At 61.8% G+C, this 14032-nt stretch carries 15 protein-coding genes; 10 read left to right on the forward strand and 5 right to left on the reverse strand.

All coding sequences use genetic code 11. The annotated features are described in order from the left end of the window. Window positions 1-138 precede the first annotated feature (138 nt). The 8 genes from CJ178_RS32630 (at window position 139) to recX (ending at window position 6589) form a co-directional block, all read left to right on the forward strand. A complete protein-coding gene (locus CJ178_RS32630) occupies window positions 139-315 on the forward strand; it encodes a hypothetical protein (RefSeq protein WP_033234837.1) in 177 nt (58 codons plus the stop codon). 18 nt (window positions 316-333) lie between these two features. Beyond that, window positions 334-1047: a PIG-L deacetylase family protein gene (locus CJ178_RS02820; protein ID WP_095886064.1), complete on the forward strand. Its 714-nt coding sequence runs from the start codon at window positions 334-336 to the stop codon at window positions 1045-1047. A gap of 65 nt (window positions 1048-1112) precedes the next feature. Then, the gene (locus CJ178_RS02825; protein WP_033234835.1) at window positions 1113-1751 is read left to right on the forward strand and encodes a TetR/AcrR family transcriptional regulator; all 639 of its coding nucleotides are present in this window, start codon (window positions 1113-1115) and stop codon (window positions 1749-1751) included. A gap of 4 nt (window positions 1752-1755) precedes the next feature. Continuing rightward, on the forward strand, window positions 1756-3300 hold the full coding sequence (locus CJ178_RS02830) for a glycerol-3-phosphate dehydrogenase/oxidase (RefSeq protein ID WP_095886065.1): 1545 nt from the start codon (window positions 1756-1758) through the stop codon (window positions 3298-3300). 32 nt (window positions 3301-3332) lie between these two features. Further along, on the forward strand, window positions 3333-4496 hold the full coding sequence (locus CJ178_RS02835) for a glycosyltransferase (protein ID WP_045067386.1): 1164 nt from the start codon (window positions 3333-3335) through the stop codon (window positions 4494-4496). Between the two features lie 47 nt (window positions 4497-4543). Continuing rightward, a complete protein-coding gene (locus CJ178_RS02840) occupies window positions 4544-4738 on the forward strand; it encodes a DUF3046 domain-containing protein (RefSeq protein WP_033235000.1) in 195 nt (64 codons plus the stop codon). Between the two features lie 193 nt (window positions 4739-4931). Continuing rightward, on the forward strand, window positions 4932-5969 hold the full coding sequence (gene recA, locus CJ178_RS02845; protein ID WP_033234999.1) for a recombinase RecA: 1038 nt from the start codon (window positions 4932-4934) through the stop codon (window positions 5967-5969). Window positions 5970-5977: 8 nt separating this feature from the next. Next, window positions 5978-6589, forward strand: coding sequence for a recombination regulator RecX (gene recX, locus CJ178_RS02850; RefSeq protein ID WP_072782495.1), 612 nt, complete (start codon window positions 5978-5980; stop codon window positions 6587-6589). 259 nt (window positions 6590-6848) lie between these two features. On the opposite strand, the gene CJ178_RS02855 is transcribed toward recX, so the two are convergent. The 4 genes from CJ178_RS02855 to gluA all read right to left on the reverse strand — a co-directional run bounded on the left by CJ178_RS02855 (window position 6849) and on the right by gluA (window position 10166). Further along, window positions 6849-7745 carry an amino acid ABC transporter permease gene (locus tag CJ178_RS02855; RefSeq protein ID WP_033234832.1) on the reverse strand — a complete coding sequence of 299 codons (897 nt, stop codon included), beginning with the start codon at window positions 7743-7745 and terminating at the stop codon, window positions 6849-6851. Continuing rightward, window positions 7742-8422, reverse strand: coding sequence for an amino acid ABC transporter permease (locus tag CJ178_RS02860; protein WP_033234831.1), 681 nt, complete (start codon window positions 8420-8422; stop codon window positions 7742-7744). Before CJ178_RS02860 ends, CJ178_RS02855 begins: the two co-directional genes overlap by 4 nt. A 100-nt stretch (window positions 8423-8522) precedes the next feature. After that, window positions 8523-9359: a glutamate ABC transporter substrate-binding protein gene (locus CJ178_RS02865; protein WP_033234830.1), complete on the reverse strand. Its 837-nt coding sequence runs from the start codon at window positions 9357-9359 to the stop codon at window positions 8523-8525. 78 nt (window positions 9360-9437) lie between these two features. Then, window positions 9438-10166, reverse strand: a complete 729-nt coding sequence (gene gluA / locus CJ178_RS02870) for a glutamate ABC transporter ATP-binding protein GluA (protein WP_080711761.1) — start codon at window positions 10164-10166, stop codon at window positions 9438-9440. 285 nt (window positions 10167-10451) lie between these two features. Here gluA and miaB point away from each other — a divergent pair, with 285 nt between their 5' ends. Both miaB and CJ178_RS02880 read left to right on the forward strand, forming a co-directional pair. Then, the gene (gene miaB / locus CJ178_RS02875; RefSeq protein ID WP_219112761.1) at window positions 10452-11954 is read left to right on the forward strand and encodes a tRNA (N6-isopentenyl adenosine(37)-C2)-methylthiotransferase MiaB; all 1503 of its coding nucleotides are present in this window, start codon (window positions 10452-10454) and stop codon (window positions 11952-11954) included. After that, complete coding sequence (locus tag CJ178_RS02880; RefSeq protein ID WP_033234997.1) at window positions 11951-12544, forward strand: Rv2732c family membrane protein; 594 nt, start codon at window positions 11951-11953, stop codon at window positions 12542-12544. The genes miaB and CJ178_RS02880 overlap by 4 nt, the downstream gene beginning before the upstream one ends. A 62-nt stretch (window positions 12545-12606) precedes the next feature. Here the strand turns inward: CJ178_RS02880 and CJ178_RS02885 are convergent, their stop codons facing one another. Beyond that, on the reverse strand, window positions 12607-14007 hold the full coding sequence (locus tag CJ178_RS02885; RefSeq protein ID WP_095886067.1) for a DUF349 domain-containing protein: 1401 nt from the start codon (window positions 14005-14007) through the stop codon (window positions 12607-12609). Window positions 14008-14032 lie beyond the last annotated feature (25 nt).

The following is a 14032-nucleotide window of genomic DNA, read 5'->3' on the forward strand; positions in this document are numbered from 1 at the left end:
TCATGGTTGATCAGGGTGAACCCTGATCTTTACCTGATCTTGCCGGTGAGCTGCTGCTTTGTCCGGCCGAACGTGTCAGGCTGGTGTCACGGACTTTCTCTAAGCCAGTCCGAAAGCTCACGGCAAGGAAGGTACGTCATGTTCTGGAAAATCGTGTTGGCTGTGGTCCTCGTGTGGATCGCGCTTGCAGTGGTCGGCGCGTTGATCAAGGGTCTGTTCTGGATTCTGGTGGTCGGCGCGCTGGGCGTCGGCATCTACTTCCTCGTGAAGGCGATGTCGGGCAACGATGAAAACACACCCGTTTCGAGGATGTGACAGGCACAATCGTGCGGTATGGAACCATTCCCCGAGGACTGGCAGCGCGCGATTGTGGTCGTCGCCCATCCGGATGACATCGAGTACGGCGCAGCTGCAGCGGTAGCCCGCTGGACGGATCAAGGCAAGGACGTCAGATACGTACTCGCGACGAGCGGGGAAGCCGGGATTGCAGGACTGCCGCCGGCGGAGTCCGGACCGATCCGCGAGGCAGAAGAGCGTCGCAGCGCCGCTGTTGTGGGAGTGAGTGAAGTCGAGTTCCTGGGTCTTCCTGATGGTCGACTGATTGCCGGACTCGAATTGCGTTCCGTCTTGGCAGCCGCGATCAGGCGGCACCGGCCGGAACTGGTGGTGACGATGAACTTCTCGAACACCTGGGGCCCTGGCTATCTCAACAGTGCCGATCATCGAGCGCTGGGAATCAGTGTCCTTGACGCGACCGCGGACGCGGCCAACGAGTGGATCTTTCCGAAACTGTCGGACGTCGGACTCGAACCGTGGACCGGAGTTCGGTGGGTTGCAGTGAATTCGATGACACCGACTCACGGCGTCGACGTGAGTACAACGGTGGCGCGAGCGGTGGATTCCTTGGCAGAGCATTCACGGTATCTGGCGGCGCTGAGTGAGATTCCGGTACGCGTGCAGGCGCAGGCTCAGATCGACATGGTGTCGGGGCCGAAACCCGGCTTCGAGGCCGACCGTGCCGTCGGGTTCGAGTTGTACTATTTCTGATAGTCGGAACACGCCGTGTACTAGTCGCACTGCCGGACGGCGCGTCGGGTAGCGTGTTACACACGATGGCAATCCGTAACGCAGATGATCAAGTCCTGCCGCGAAAGGGCGACGGTCAGCGCACTCCAAACCTCGCGATCGACAATCTCATTCTTGATGCCGCGCGATCGTGCGTGCTCGATTTCGGTATGCAGCGCACCACGTTGGCCGAGATCGCTCGGCGCGCCGGCGTCAGCCGGCCGACGGTCTACCGGCGCTGGACGGATACCAGAGCAGTTGTCGCAGACCTCCTCACTCGCGAAATTCGGGAGGTCCTCCCCGACATACAGACGACGGGTTCGGCTCGGGATCTTCTTCTCTCCGCAGTGGTCGACGTTGTCGCCGAGATCCGCGATCATCCGCTGTTCGTGAAGATCCGGTCGACGGATCAGGAATTGCTGACCACCTACATCGTGGATCGCATTGGTGCCAGCCAGAAGTCGATACTCGAACTCATGACTGCTGTGGTGACAGCCGGGCAGCAGGACGGATCGATCCGTCACGGAAATGCTGACGAGATAGCGTCCATGCTGTTGCTGATGGCACAGTCGGTGGTGTTCTCGGCACCGACACTGCAGGATCGACTTTCTGCCGATGCAGCGGTGCAGCAGTTGAGAATTGCGGTGTCGGCGTACCTGACGCCGACTGCAGGAACGGACGGTTAGAACGATGGCCGACAGCGATCGCAGTGCACCGAATGCCGATCCGTCGGCGCTCAACGCCGCCCGTCGGACACGCGAGTGGGACGAACTCTCACGCGGAAGTTCTGTGGATCTTCTGGTTATCGGCGGCGGAATCACCGGTGTCGGTGTGGCTTTGGACGCCGTGACGCGTGGCCTGAGCGTTGTGTTGGTGGACAAGCACGACCTGGCCTTCGGTACCAGTCGGTGGAGTTCCAAGCTTGCTCACGGCGGACTTCGGTATCTTGCGTCGGGAAATATCGGTATTGCCCGTGAGAGTGCTGTCGAACGCGGAATCCTGATGACGCGAACGGCGCCGCATCTCGTACGGGCGATGCCGCAACTCGTACCGTTGCTCCCGCAGACGTCGTTCTTCGGAAAGTCCTTGGTGCGTACCGGATTTCTAGCCGGTGACGTCTTGCGGGCAACGGCTCGGACACCGTCGTCGGTGTTGCCTCGCTCGCGCGCGGTGAGCGCGTCTCGGGCACGAGAGTTGGTGCCGGCGGTACGGCAGGCGGACCTTCGTGGTGCGCTGACGGCCTACGACGGTCAGTTGATCGACGACGCTCGACTGGTTGTGAACATCGCCCGCACAGCGGCATCTTTCGGTGCTCGGATTCTGACCAGGGTGGGTGCCTACGAGGTGTCCGGTACGTCCGCGACGTTGCGAGACGAGTTGACCGGAACCGAGTTTCTGCTGCGGGCTCGGACAGTGGTCAACGCGACGGGCGTGTGGGCAGATCAGGTGGATCCCAGTATCACCCTGCGTCCGAGTCGCGGCACGCACTTGGTGCTCGACGCGAATTCGCTGGGTAACCCCACTGCCGCACTGACGGTTCCGATTCCGGGTGAGACCAATCGGTTTGTCTTCGCGTTGCCGGCGCAACTCGGCCGGATCTATCTCGGTTTGACCGACGAAGCGGCGCCCGGCCCCGTACCCGACGTACCGCAAGCGTCGGACGCGGAAGTGGATTTCCTTCTCGCTACGGTCAATACGGCTTTGGAAGTTCCGTTGACCCGGGCCGATGTGCTCGGCACTTTTGCGGGTTTGCGACCGTTGCTCGATACCGGCGGGGGATCGACTGCTGACCTGTCGCGTAATCACGCGGTGGTCCGGTCGGCAACCGATGTGATCACGGTTGTCGGTGGCAAGCTCACGACGTATCGCAAGATGGCGGAAGACGCCGTCGACTGCGCCGTCGAAGCGGGCGGATTGAACGCGGGTCCGTGCCGAACGCGCAACCTGCCGTTGGTCGGTGCCGCGTCGCGCGCTGTGTTGGACCAGGTTCGAGCGCCCGCCGGGCTGGTGGCGCGGTACGGCACCGAAGCCGAAGCGGTGATTGGGTTGGGCGATGACGGACTTCGTCAGGTAGCCGGGCTGGATATCTGCGCCGCCGAACTCGCCTTCGCGGTGTCTCACGAGGGGGCACTCGACGTGGACGATCTCCTGGATCGTCGGACGCGTATCGGTCTGGTGGCTTCCGATCGTGAACGTGCGTTGCCGGAGGCGGAGCAGGCATTCCGGGCGGTATGACCGGTCGTTGTGGCGTGTGACACGCTGATGCGGTGCGAGTAGCCGTTGTTGCCGGGCCGGACCCGGGTCATGCTTTTCCCGCAATAGCGTTGTCGCTGGCGCTGATCGCCGCGGGCGACGAGCCGATCCTGTTTACCGGGTCGAGATGGGTGGAGAAGGCCCGTGCTGCGGGAGTGAACACCGAACCTCTCAAAGGCTTGGCGCCGAGGCCCGGCGACGACGACCTTGACGCCGGTGCGCGGATCCACTCGCGGGCGGCGTACATCTCGACCGAACTGCTGCCCGATCTGAAAGCGGTAGCCCCGGATCTGGTGGTCTCGGACATCCTCACTGCCGGAGGTGGATTGGCTGCCGAGCGACTGGGAATTCCGTGGGTGGAGCTCTCGCCTCATCCGCTGTACTCGCCGTCCCGAGGCCTGCCGCCCATCGGGAGCGGGTTGGCTCCCGGCGTCGGGTTTCGCGGACGCCTGCGCGACACCGTGATGCGAGCGGCAACGGGGCGTTCGATCAAGCAAGGACTGGCCCAGCGATCCGAGGCACGCGTCGGAGTCGGACTTCCCGCAGTAGATCCAGGTCCACATGCACGATTGATCGCGACGATTCCAGCGCTGGAAGTTCCGCGGCCGGATTGGCCTGCCCACGCGCACGTCGTCGGCCCGTTGTTATGGGAACCGACTCGCGAGATTCTGGAACCGCCGCCAGGTTCGGAACCGTTGGTCATGGTGGCGCCGTCGACCGCGCATACCGGTGCGGTGGGAATGCTCGAGCAGACCGTCGACGGCCTGGAAGGGTCAGGGCTGCGGCTGATCGCGTCGGTTCTCGACGGTTCGGACGCGCTGTATCCGGATTGGGTTCGTGCCGGGCTCGGCCGCCAGGACGTGATGCTGCGCGACGCTTCGGTTCTGGTGTGCGGAGGTGGGCACGGAATGCTGGCGAAGGCTCTGTCGGCCGGCGTGCCGACGGTGGTTGTTCCCGGCGGCGGCGATCAGTGGGAGTTGGCCAATCGTGCCGCTCGCGCCGGTAGTGCGGTGATCGTACGACCGGCTGATGCAGGATCCATCAGGGACGCGGTGTTGCAGGTTCTCTCCCAGCGCAGCTTCGCCGACGCGGCCGGCGCTGCCGCGGCGACGGCATCCGACGTCCGCGACCCGGTAGCGGTGTGTCGGGAAGTTGTGGCCGGAGGAGTGGCGGCCTGACCTGTGCGGAGTGTGCACAGCTGCCTGGGTGGACTACCGTGGCGCCCGTGCGATTGACCGAGTTTCACGAATTGGTACGAGAAGAGTTCGGGCAGGTACGAGGTGACTCGATGCTGCTCGACCACGTCATCCTGAGTCTGGGCGGACTGACTGCCGCAGAGGCTATCGAGGCAGGCCAGGACCCCCGCGAGGTGTGGCGAGCGTTGTGCGCGGAGTTCGACGTGCCGCCGTCGCGTCGCTAGTTTATTTCGGCAATGTTCGATCCTTGCCTGTGTTTCGAACAGATGTTCGTCTATGCTGAGTGTGTTCGGTGGTAACTGCCGCTTCCGCGACTGCAGGGTTCGAGTGGGTCGGCACGATGAATCAAAAGTTTGTCGGTAGCCGGATCTACTCTGATCGCAACACCACTGAAGAGACTTGAGAATGGGGATCACGATGGCACCACAGGCACCAGATCGGGACAAGGCGCTCGACCTCGCGTTGGCGCAGATCGACAAGAATTTCGGCAAGGGTTCGGTGATGCGCTTGGGCGAAGGCGTTCGCCAGCCCATCGCGGTGATCCCCACGGGTTCCATCGCGCTCGATGTCGCGCTGGGCATCGGCGGCCTGCCTCGTGGTCGAGTCGTCGAGATCTACGGCCCGGAATCCTCGGGTAAGACCACCGTTGCATTGCACGCAGTTGCCAATGCGCAGGCCAACGGCGGCATCGCTGCATTCATCGACGCGGAACACGCACTCGATCCGGATTACGCGGCCAAGTTGGGTGTCGATACCGACGCACTGCTGGTCTCCCAGCCCGATACCGGTGAGCAGGCGCTCGAGATCACCGACATGTTGATCCGCTCCGGCGCTCTCGACATCATCGTTGTCGACTCCGTGGCAGCACTTGTTCCCCGCGCTGAAATCGAAGGCGAAATGGGTGACAGCCACGTCGGTCTCCAGGCTCGTTTGATGAGCCAGGCACTGCGAAAGATCACCGGTGCCATGAACAACTCGGGCACCACCGTCATCTTCATCAACCAGCTTCGCGAGAAGATCGGTGTGATGTTCGGTTCACCCGAAACCACCACCGGTGGTAAGGCTTTGAAGTTCTATGCGTCTGTCCGTCTGGACATCCGCCGTATCGAGACGCTCAAGGACGGTACCGACGCAGTCGGTAACCGCACCCGCGTCAAGGTGGTCAAGAACAAGGTCGCCCCGCCGTTCAAGCAGGCCGAGTTCGACATCCTCTACGGCCAGGGCATCAGCAAGGAAGGCTCGCTCATCGACATGGGTGTCGAGCACGGGTTCATCCGTAAGTCCGGCTCCTGGTACACCTACGAAGGCGACCAGTTGGGTCAGGGCAAGGAAAACGCTCGAAAGTTCTTGCTGGAGAACACCGACATCCGTGACGAGATCGAGAAGAAGATCAAGGAAAAGCTGGGTATCGGTGCCGATGTCACCGCTACCGATGAAGCTCCCGCCGACTTCTGATCCCTGTCATGGAGTACATCGACGATGACGGTGGCAGCGACACCGGTTATCGACGGTCTCGCTCGCGCTCCGATCGGGCGGGCAGCCGTGGTGGCAGCGATCACCGCGGCGAACGCAGGCAGCGCGGCGAAGGTACACAGCGCGCCGAGGGCGGCACGGAGGCGCAGGCAAAGGATGCTTGCCTGCGCCTCCTGAGTGACCGCGCGCGCAGTCGGTCCGAGTTGGAAAAGAAGCTGATCAGCCGGGGATACGAGACCGACATTATTACTCGGGCACTCGATCGTCTCCAGGAGATCGGTCTCATCGACGACGCGGATTTTGCCAACCAGTGGGTGCATTCACGTCATACCTATTCCGGCAAGGGCAAGAAGGCGTTGGCCGTCGAACTTCGACTCAAGGGCGTCGATCAGGATGTGGCAACTGAAGCGTTGTCGCAGATCGATGCCGAAGACGAGCGCGAGCGGGCAGCAGATCTCGTTCGAAAGAAGTTGCGCAACAAGCCGGTCGACGATCGCGACAAGGTGATGAGACGTCTGGTGGCGATGCTTGCGCGCAAGGGCTACTCGGCGAGCATGTCATACGAGGTCGTCAAAGCCGAGATGGCTGCCGCGGAGCCGTAGGCGACGAAACTATGCGGAGCCGTAGGCGACAAAACTGCGCGGAGCCGTAGGCGACAAAACTGCGCGGAGCCGTAGGCGACAAAACTGCGCGGAGCCGTAGGCGACAAAACTGCGCGGAGCCGTAGGCGACAAAACTGCGCGGAGCCGTAGGCGACAAAACTGCGCGGAGCCGTAGGCGACAAAACTAGAAGCGGGGTGTGTCACCGAATTCGGTGACACACCCCGCTTCTGGTGTCGGGGAAGCAATAGGTCGATCAGTTCACGGCTTGGTCAGATCCATTCCCGGAACCGACACCGCAACATCGGCGACAGGCGGAGCGATCGGGCCCTTGCCCTTTCGCTTTCCGGACCTCAGTCGTTTCTCGACCTTGGTTGCCAGGTAAGTCAGCGAAGAGTTCAAGATGATCATGATGACAGCAGCCACCATGAGCGCCGGCAGGTAGTTCTGGAACGCAGCACCCAGCTGGGTGGACTGTCGAACAAGTTCGGTGTAGCCGATGATGTAACCCAGAGCTGAATCCTTGAGCGCAACAACCATTTGCGATATCAGTGCGGGGAGCATGGTTGTGACTGCTTGGGGTAGCAAGATTGTCACCATGATTTGAGATTTGCGCATACCGAGAGCTTTGGCGGCTTCACTTTGTCCGCGGGGGAGTGAGTTGATTCCCGAGCGAACGATTTCCGCGATCACCGATCCGTTGTAGAGCGTCAAGCTCACCACGACGGCCGTAAGCGCCAAGTAGTCGAGTTTCACGATCTTGTATTCGGCAAGAACGGCGTACATGAAGATGATCAGCAGAAGCACGGGAATCGCACGGAACAATTCCACGATGACACCACTGATAATTCGCACAACGCGGTGATCGGACAATCTGCCGATTCCGAGAATTGCGCCGAGGATCAGTGCAAGCACGATGGACAGTGCTGCCGCAATCAAGGTGCCCTTGATACCGGGAAGCAGATACGTCGTCCAGACGTTCGCCTGCAGGAACGGATCCCATTTGGCGGAGGTCAGCTGCCCCTTGTCGTCGAGCGCGCGGTACACGACATACGCGATGGTGAGGGCGAGGACGGCTACGACAACCGAAGCGAATCGGTACAGTGCCCGTGCCTTCGGGCCGGGTGCGTCGTAGAGAACCGTTGCTTGCTTAGTCATCGTGCGACCTCGAATTTCTTGGCGAGCTTACCGAAGAGCAATCCTGTCGGCAGGGTCAAGATGACAAAGCCGACTGCAAAGATTCCTGCGGTCACGAAGAGTGCGGCTTCGTTTTCGAGAATCTCCTTCATCAATTTCGATGCCTCGGACACGCCGATGACGGCGGCGACGGTGGAGTTCTTGGTCAGAGCGATCAGGACGCTTCCGAGCGGTGCGATCACAGCGCGGAAGGCCTGCGGAAGAACGATGAGTCGGAGGTTCTGCAGGAAGGTCAACCCGAGGGACCGTCCTGCTTCTGCCTGTCCGGCATGGACGGTGTTGATTCCGGCGCGGATCGACTCGCACACAAACGACGCGGTGTAGACGCTCAGTCCGAGGACGGCCAAGCGGAAGTTGTTGTCGATCACGAAGGTTGACGAACTGGTCGATGCGAGGCTGATGTCGAGAGTTTGGTACAGACCGAACACACAAAAGAGCAGGATCAGGGTGAGCGGCGTATTGCGGAAGACAGTGACGTAGGCGGCGCCGAGGAATCGGGCGACAGGTACGGGAGACACCCGCATCGCGGCAACAATCACTCCGAGTATCAATGCGCCGATCGCCGAGAAGATCGTGAGCTGGATCGTGGTCCAGAACGCTTCGAGGATCTGGCTTCCGTAATCGTCGAGTATTTTCACTTACGGTCTCCCCAGTTCATGGGTCGTTGTTGAAAGTGCTTGCCCAGGTGGGGTTTCCGTACATGGAAACCCCACCTGGAATGGCTACTGCTCAGTTGGATCAGTACCGGTCGACAGTGGGCGGAGCGGGCATCGTGTAACCGGACGGGCCGACCGTCTCGGTGAATGCTTCTGCCCACGCTCCGGAAGAGATCATCTTCTCGATGGCATCGTTGATCTTGCCGCGGCCTTCGGAATCGTCCTTGGCCAAGCCGATTCCGTAATTTTCGGTCGTGAACGGCTCACCGGCGATACGGAATGCACCGGGGGACTGTGCCGCGTAGCCGGCGAGAATGATGTCGTCGGTCGTGACTGCGTCGACCTTGCCGTTGCGCAGCGCTTCGACGCACGCCGAGTAGGTGTCGAATTCCTGGAGCTGGACGTCCTTGGCGTAGGTGTCCTTCACCTTCTGGGCGGGGGTGGACCCAGCCACCGAGCACAGGATCTTGCCACCGTTCAGTGATTCGGGACCGGTGATGTCGGTGTTGTCCGCATTGACGAGCAGCGACTGGCCGGCGACGAAGTACGGTCCGGCGAAGCCGACCTTTTCCTTACGTGCGTCGGTGATGGAGTACGTCGCGACGATGTAGTCGACCTCGCCGTTCTGGATCAACGTCTCACGCTGGGCGGACGGTGACTCCTTGAACGTGATGTTCTCGGGCTTGACGCCCAATTCGTTTGCAACGTACTTCGCGACCTCGACGTCGAAACCGGTGTACGTGCCGTCTGCGTTGCGCAGGCCGAGTCCTGGCTGGTCGAACTTGATGCCGATGGTGAGCTTGCCGTCAGCGGCGTTCTCGCTGACCGTCTTGCTCTCCTCGCCGCCACCGCAGGCGGTTGCTGCGAATGCAATGGCCATGATTCCGATTCCGAAACGGACGGAACGATTGATCTTCATGGAGATCCTCTCAATTGTGTCGACATTCGAACTGTGCAGTCGAGACGGGTGTCTTGTGGACGTCGGTGCAGGACTTGATCAGTGCGTGAGGATCTTTCCGAGGAAGTCCTTGGCCCGATCCGACTTGGGGTGGGTGAAGAACTCTGTCGGGTTGGTGTCTTCGACGATCTGGCCGTCGGCCATGAACAGCACCCGATCGCCGGCCTTGCGGGCGAATCCCATCTCGTGGGTGACCACAAGCATGGTCATACCTTCCTTGGCGAGGGAGGTCATGACGTCGAGGACCTCGTTGACCATCTCGGGGTCGAGAGCGGAGGTCGGCTCGTCGAACAGCATCACCTTCGGCTGCATCGCGAGCGCGCGAGCGATGGCGACACGCTGCTGCTGACCACCGGAAAGTTGTGCCGGGTACTTGTCGGCCTGATTGGCGATGCCGACCCGTTCGAGCAACTGCAGTGCCGTCTTCTTGGCGTCTTCCTTCTTCGCCTTGCGGACCTTCATCGGTGCGAGCATGACGTTCTCGAGAATCGTCTTGTGCGCGAACAGATTGAAGGACTGAAAGACCATGCCGACGTCGGCGCGAAGTGCGGCAAGGGCTTTGCCCTCCTCGGGGAGGGTTTTGCCGTCGACGGCGATGGTGCCTGAATCGATGGGTTCGAGCCGGTTGATGGTCCGGCACAGTGTCGACTTACCGGAGCCCGACGGACCGAGGACGATCACTACTTGGCCCTTGGGTACCTCGAGATTGACCTCTTGCAGGACGTGAAGTTCCCCGAAGTGTTTGTTCACCGAGGTCATCGAAATCATGGATGTGGAATCGCCGGAGGTAGTCGGCGTCGTCGCATCGTCGGCTTGGGTCATAACCGAGAACCTTAGGCGTAGTTTCCGTCTGTGCCCCGCATTTCGTCAGGGTTCCGCGTAACGGTAGTGAAAATTCTACGCCGTTGACGTTTATGTGGCGCTTTGTCGGTTTACCTGGGCGTTATTACACGCCGTAGTGGACGTGAGCTAGGCTGAAGCGTGTCACTGATCGACGAAAAGACCCCTACCGCGCCTGCGGCGACCACCGCTGAAGCCTCGGCAACCACCGCAGTGCCCCCTGCCCGCACGTATGAAGTGCGGACTCACGGATGCCAGATGAACGTCCACGATTCCGAACGTCTGTCGGGACTTCTCGAAGATGCGGGTTATCGCAAGGTGGAGTCCGGTGTCGATCCCGATCTGGTGGTCTTCAACACCTGTGCCGTCCGCGAGAATGCCGACAACAAACTGTACGGAACACTCGGTATGTTGGCGCAGAACAAGAAGGCCAAGCCCGACATGCAGATTGCTGTCGGTGGATGCCTTGCACAGAAGGATCGCGAGACCGTCGTCAAGCGGGCGCCGATTGTCGACGTGGTCTTCGGAACGCACAATATCGGTTCGCTGCCCGCGCTGCTCGACCGTGCGCGTCACAATCAACGGGCCGAGGTCGAGATCCTCGACGCGCTGGAGGCATTTCCGTCGACGCTGCCCGCGAAGCGTGAATCTGCCTATGCCGGTTGGGTTTCCATCTCGGTTGGCTGCAACAACACCTGTACCTTCTGTATCGTCCCGGCGCTGCGCGGCAAGGAAGTAGATCGTCGTCCGGGCGACATCCTGGCCGAGGTGCAGGCCCTCGTGAACGAAGGCGTGTCCGAGGTGACTCTGCTCGGTCAGAACGTCAACGCCTACGGCGTGTCGTTTGCCGACCCCGAGCAACCGCGTGATCGCGGGGCTTTTGCGTCCCTGCTGAAGGCCTGCGGAAACATCGAGGGACTCGAGCGCGTCCGATTCACGTCACCGCACCCCGCCGAATTCACCGACGACGTCATCGACGCTATGGCCACCACTGCCAATGTGTGCCCGCAGTTGCACATGCCGTTGCAGTCCGGGTCCGACAAGGTCCTCAAGGCGATGAAGCGTTCCTACCGCAAGTCGAAGTACCTCGGAATCATCGAGAAGGTGCGTGCCGCGATGCCGCACGCCGCGATCACCACCGACATCATCGTGGGCTTCCCCGGCGAAACCGAAGAGGATTTCCAGGAAACCCTCGATGTCGTACGCAAGGCGCGGTTCTCGAATGCGTACACGTTCCAGTACTCCATCCGCCCGGGCACGCCTGCGGCAGAGATGGAAGACCAGATCCCCAAGGACGTGGTCCAGGAACGCTACGTGAGGCTTCTGGCGGTGCAGGAAGAAGTCAACATCGAAGAGAACCGCAAACTCGTGGGCACCGAAGTGGAGCTCCTTGTTGCGGCAGGTGAGGGCCGTAAGAATGCGGCGACGCACCGAATGAGCGGTCGCGCACGCGATGGGCGTTTGGTGCATTTCCGGCCCGAAGGCAACGTGAACACCTCGATTCGCCCCGGCGACGTCGTGACGGTGGTCATCACGCACGGCGCGCCGCACCACCTCGTTGCGGACGACGGAGTGCTCACCCATCGGCGCACGCGCGCCGGAGATTCTTTCGACCAGGGCATCACGCCCAAGACCGCACCGATCGGTGTCGGTCTCGGACTGCCGAAGATCGGTGCCCCAGCCCCACAACCCGTTCAGATGGGATGCAATTCATGAGTTCAGCACACGACAACAGAACGTCGCCTTCCGGTGACGATGCCTCGTTCGAGGAATACCGTTCCGATCTCGACGCCGTCGAGCGGAAGATTGCCGGCGAAATCGATCCGGGTGTTCGAGCGATGGTTGTTGCGATTGCCGTTCTGGTGCTCGTCGGAACGCTTGCGCTTCCGCACGCCGGGGCAGCCAACGGCTGGGACGTCTTGGCGTTCAACCAGGACGCGGTTTCCGAGCGAATCGCACTGTTCTCGCGACTGTATGTCTGGTTTGTTGTGATCTTCGGCATCGGATTCTCGATGCTCGCCTTGGTCACGCGTCGTTGGTCGGTGGCGTGGATCGCGCTGGCCGGTAGTGCCGTCGCAAGTGCGCTCGGCATGATGGCAATTTGGTCGCGTCAGACAATTCCCGAAGCGTTCCACGTAGCCGGACCGTCGATCGGACTTGTCATCGGCTGGTTCACCGTCATATTCCTGACGTTCCACTGGCTCAAGGTCGTCTGGGCGCGCACGACAATTCAGTTGGCTGCCGAGGAACAGCGCCGGATCGCTGCTGCGGAAGCTGAGAAGAATCAGGAGTGGAACGCCGGCTGACCCCGCATAACGGGGCCGGCCGACGGTAAATCCGCTCAGTCGTTAACTGCGCCTTCGGCTGCTCAGTCGTTCACTGCGCCTTCGGCTGCGTCTGCCCACTCTTGCCACTGCTTGGCCTGAGCGCGCGCCTTCTCCGCATCCTTGGTCTTGCCGGCAGCTTCAGCCTTGGCGGCCTGCTCCTCGAACTGCGTGACCCGTTCCTTGAACTGGGCTACGCGGGCGAGGGCCTCCGGGTCGGTACGACGCCACTGTGCGTCGACGGCGTCACGGACCTTGCTCTCGAGAGCGCGAAGCCGTGCCTCGAGGTCCTGCATGCGATCACGCGGGACCTTGCCGATGGCGTCCCACTTTTCCTGCAGGTCACGCAGTGACGCGCGGGCACTGTCGAGGCCGTGCTCGGGATCGATGTTGGCGTGCGAGGCCAACAGCGCTTCCTTGGCTTTTGCGTTCTCCTCGAACTCTGCGTCACGTTCCGCGGCCGCGGCATTACGCGCTGCAAAGAAGACGTCCTGCGCGGTCTTGAACCGGTCCCACAGAGTGTCGTCAGCCTCGCGAGGGGCGCGGCCTGCGGCTTTCCACTCGGTCAGAAGATCGCGGAACTGCCCCGCTGTCGGTCCCCATTCGGTGGACGTCGACAGCTTTTCGGCGCGCTCGACCAATTCTTCCTTGGTGGAGCGGGCGCTGGCCCGGTCGCGGTCCAATTCAGCGAAGTGTGCGCCGCGTCGTCGATTGAAGGATTCGCGGGCCTTGGAGTATCTCTTCCACAGGGCGTCGTCGACCTTACGATCGATACCCCGGATGGTCTTCCACTCGTCGAGAATTTCGCGGAGACGATCGCCTGCGGTCTTCCACTGGGTGGATTGTGTACCGATCTGCTCAGCCTCGGCGGCAAGGGCTTCCTTGCGTGCAGTATTGGTTGCCCGCGACTGCTCCTTCTCCTCCTTGGCGTGAGCTGCGGCTTCGTCCGACCCGGCAACAATGTGATCGAGGCGTGTGGCAAGAGCGTCGAGATCGCCGATCACGGCTGCCGTGGGAAGGGTTTCCAGGAGCGCAACGGCTGCGGCCTTGGTTTTCTTCGCATCACCGGCACCCGAGGTCAGTCGCGCCTCGAGCAGAGTGACCTCGGTGGCGAGGTCGTCGTAGCGGCGACCGAAGTGGGCCAGCCCCTCGGCGGCGTCACCGGCCTGCCAGGATCCGATCTGGCGTTCTCCGTCGGCAGTCTTCACCCAGGCGGTGCCGTCTTCCTCGACGCGGCCGAACTTGCTCGGGTCGCTTGCCGGGGTAGTCGGTACTGCCGGCCGACTGGCAGCCGGTCCTGGCCGTGGCGCGCCTGGTCGCGGTCCACCTGGTTTCGGAGCGCCCGGTTTGGGCGTCGACGCGCTCGGCTTGGCAGCACCGGGGGTTGGTGTGCCGGGTGCCGAGTTGGTCTCTGTTCCGGTGGTGGGTTCGCTGTTCTCGGTCATCGGTCCTCGTCTCTGCCGCGCGTCA

The sequence above is a fragment of the Rhodococcus sp. ACPA4 genome (genome assembly GCF_002300185.1).
In the GTDB taxonomy this organism is placed as follows: domain Bacteria; phylum Actinomycetota; class Actinomycetes; order Mycobacteriales; family Mycobacteriaceae; genus Rhodococcus_F; species Rhodococcus_F globerula.

Excerpts from the sequence above, each read along its gene's own strand:
- CJ178_RS32630 (WP_033234837.1), top strand. The coding sequence starts at position 139 with ATGTTCTGGAAAATCGTGTTGGCTGTGGTCCTCGTGTGGATCGCGCTT.
- CJ178_RS02880 (WP_033234997.1), top strand. The coding sequence starts at position 11,951 with ATGAGTTCAGCACACGACAACAGAACGTCGCCTTCCGGTGACGATGCC.
- CJ178_RS02830 (WP_095886065.1), top strand. The coding sequence starts at position 1,756 with ATGGCCGACAGCGATCGCAGTGCACCGAATGCCGATCCGTCGGCGCTC.
- CJ178_RS02855 (WP_033234832.1), bottom strand. The coding sequence starts at position 7,745 with ATGACTAAGCAAGCAACGGTTCTCTACGACGCACCCGGCCCGAAGGCA.
- CJ178_RS02885 (WP_095886067.1), bottom strand. The coding sequence starts at position 14,007 with ATGACCGAGAACAGCGAACCCACCACCGGAACAGAGACCAACTCGGCA.
- recA (WP_033234999.1), top strand. The coding sequence starts at position 4,932 with ATGGCACCACAGGCACCAGATCGGGACAAGGCGCTCGACCTCGCGTTG.
- CJ178_RS02865 (WP_033234830.1), bottom strand. The coding sequence starts at position 9,359 with ATGAAGATCAATCGTTCCGTCCGTTTCGGAATCGGAATCATGGCCATT.
- CJ178_RS02820 (WP_095886064.1), top strand. The coding sequence starts at position 334 with ATGGAACCATTCCCCGAGGACTGGCAGCGCGCGATTGTGGTCGTCGCC.
- recX (WP_072782495.1), top strand. The coding sequence starts at position 5,978 with ATGGAGTACATCGACGATGACGGTGGCAGCGACACCGGTTATCGACGG.
- CJ178_RS02825 (WP_033234835.1), top strand. The coding sequence starts at position 1,113 with ATGGCAATCCGTAACGCAGATGATCAAGTCCTGCCGCGAAAGGGCGAC.
- gluA (WP_080711761.1), bottom strand. The coding sequence starts at position 10,166 with ATGATTTCGATGACCTCGGTGAACAAACACTTCGGGGAACTTCACGTC.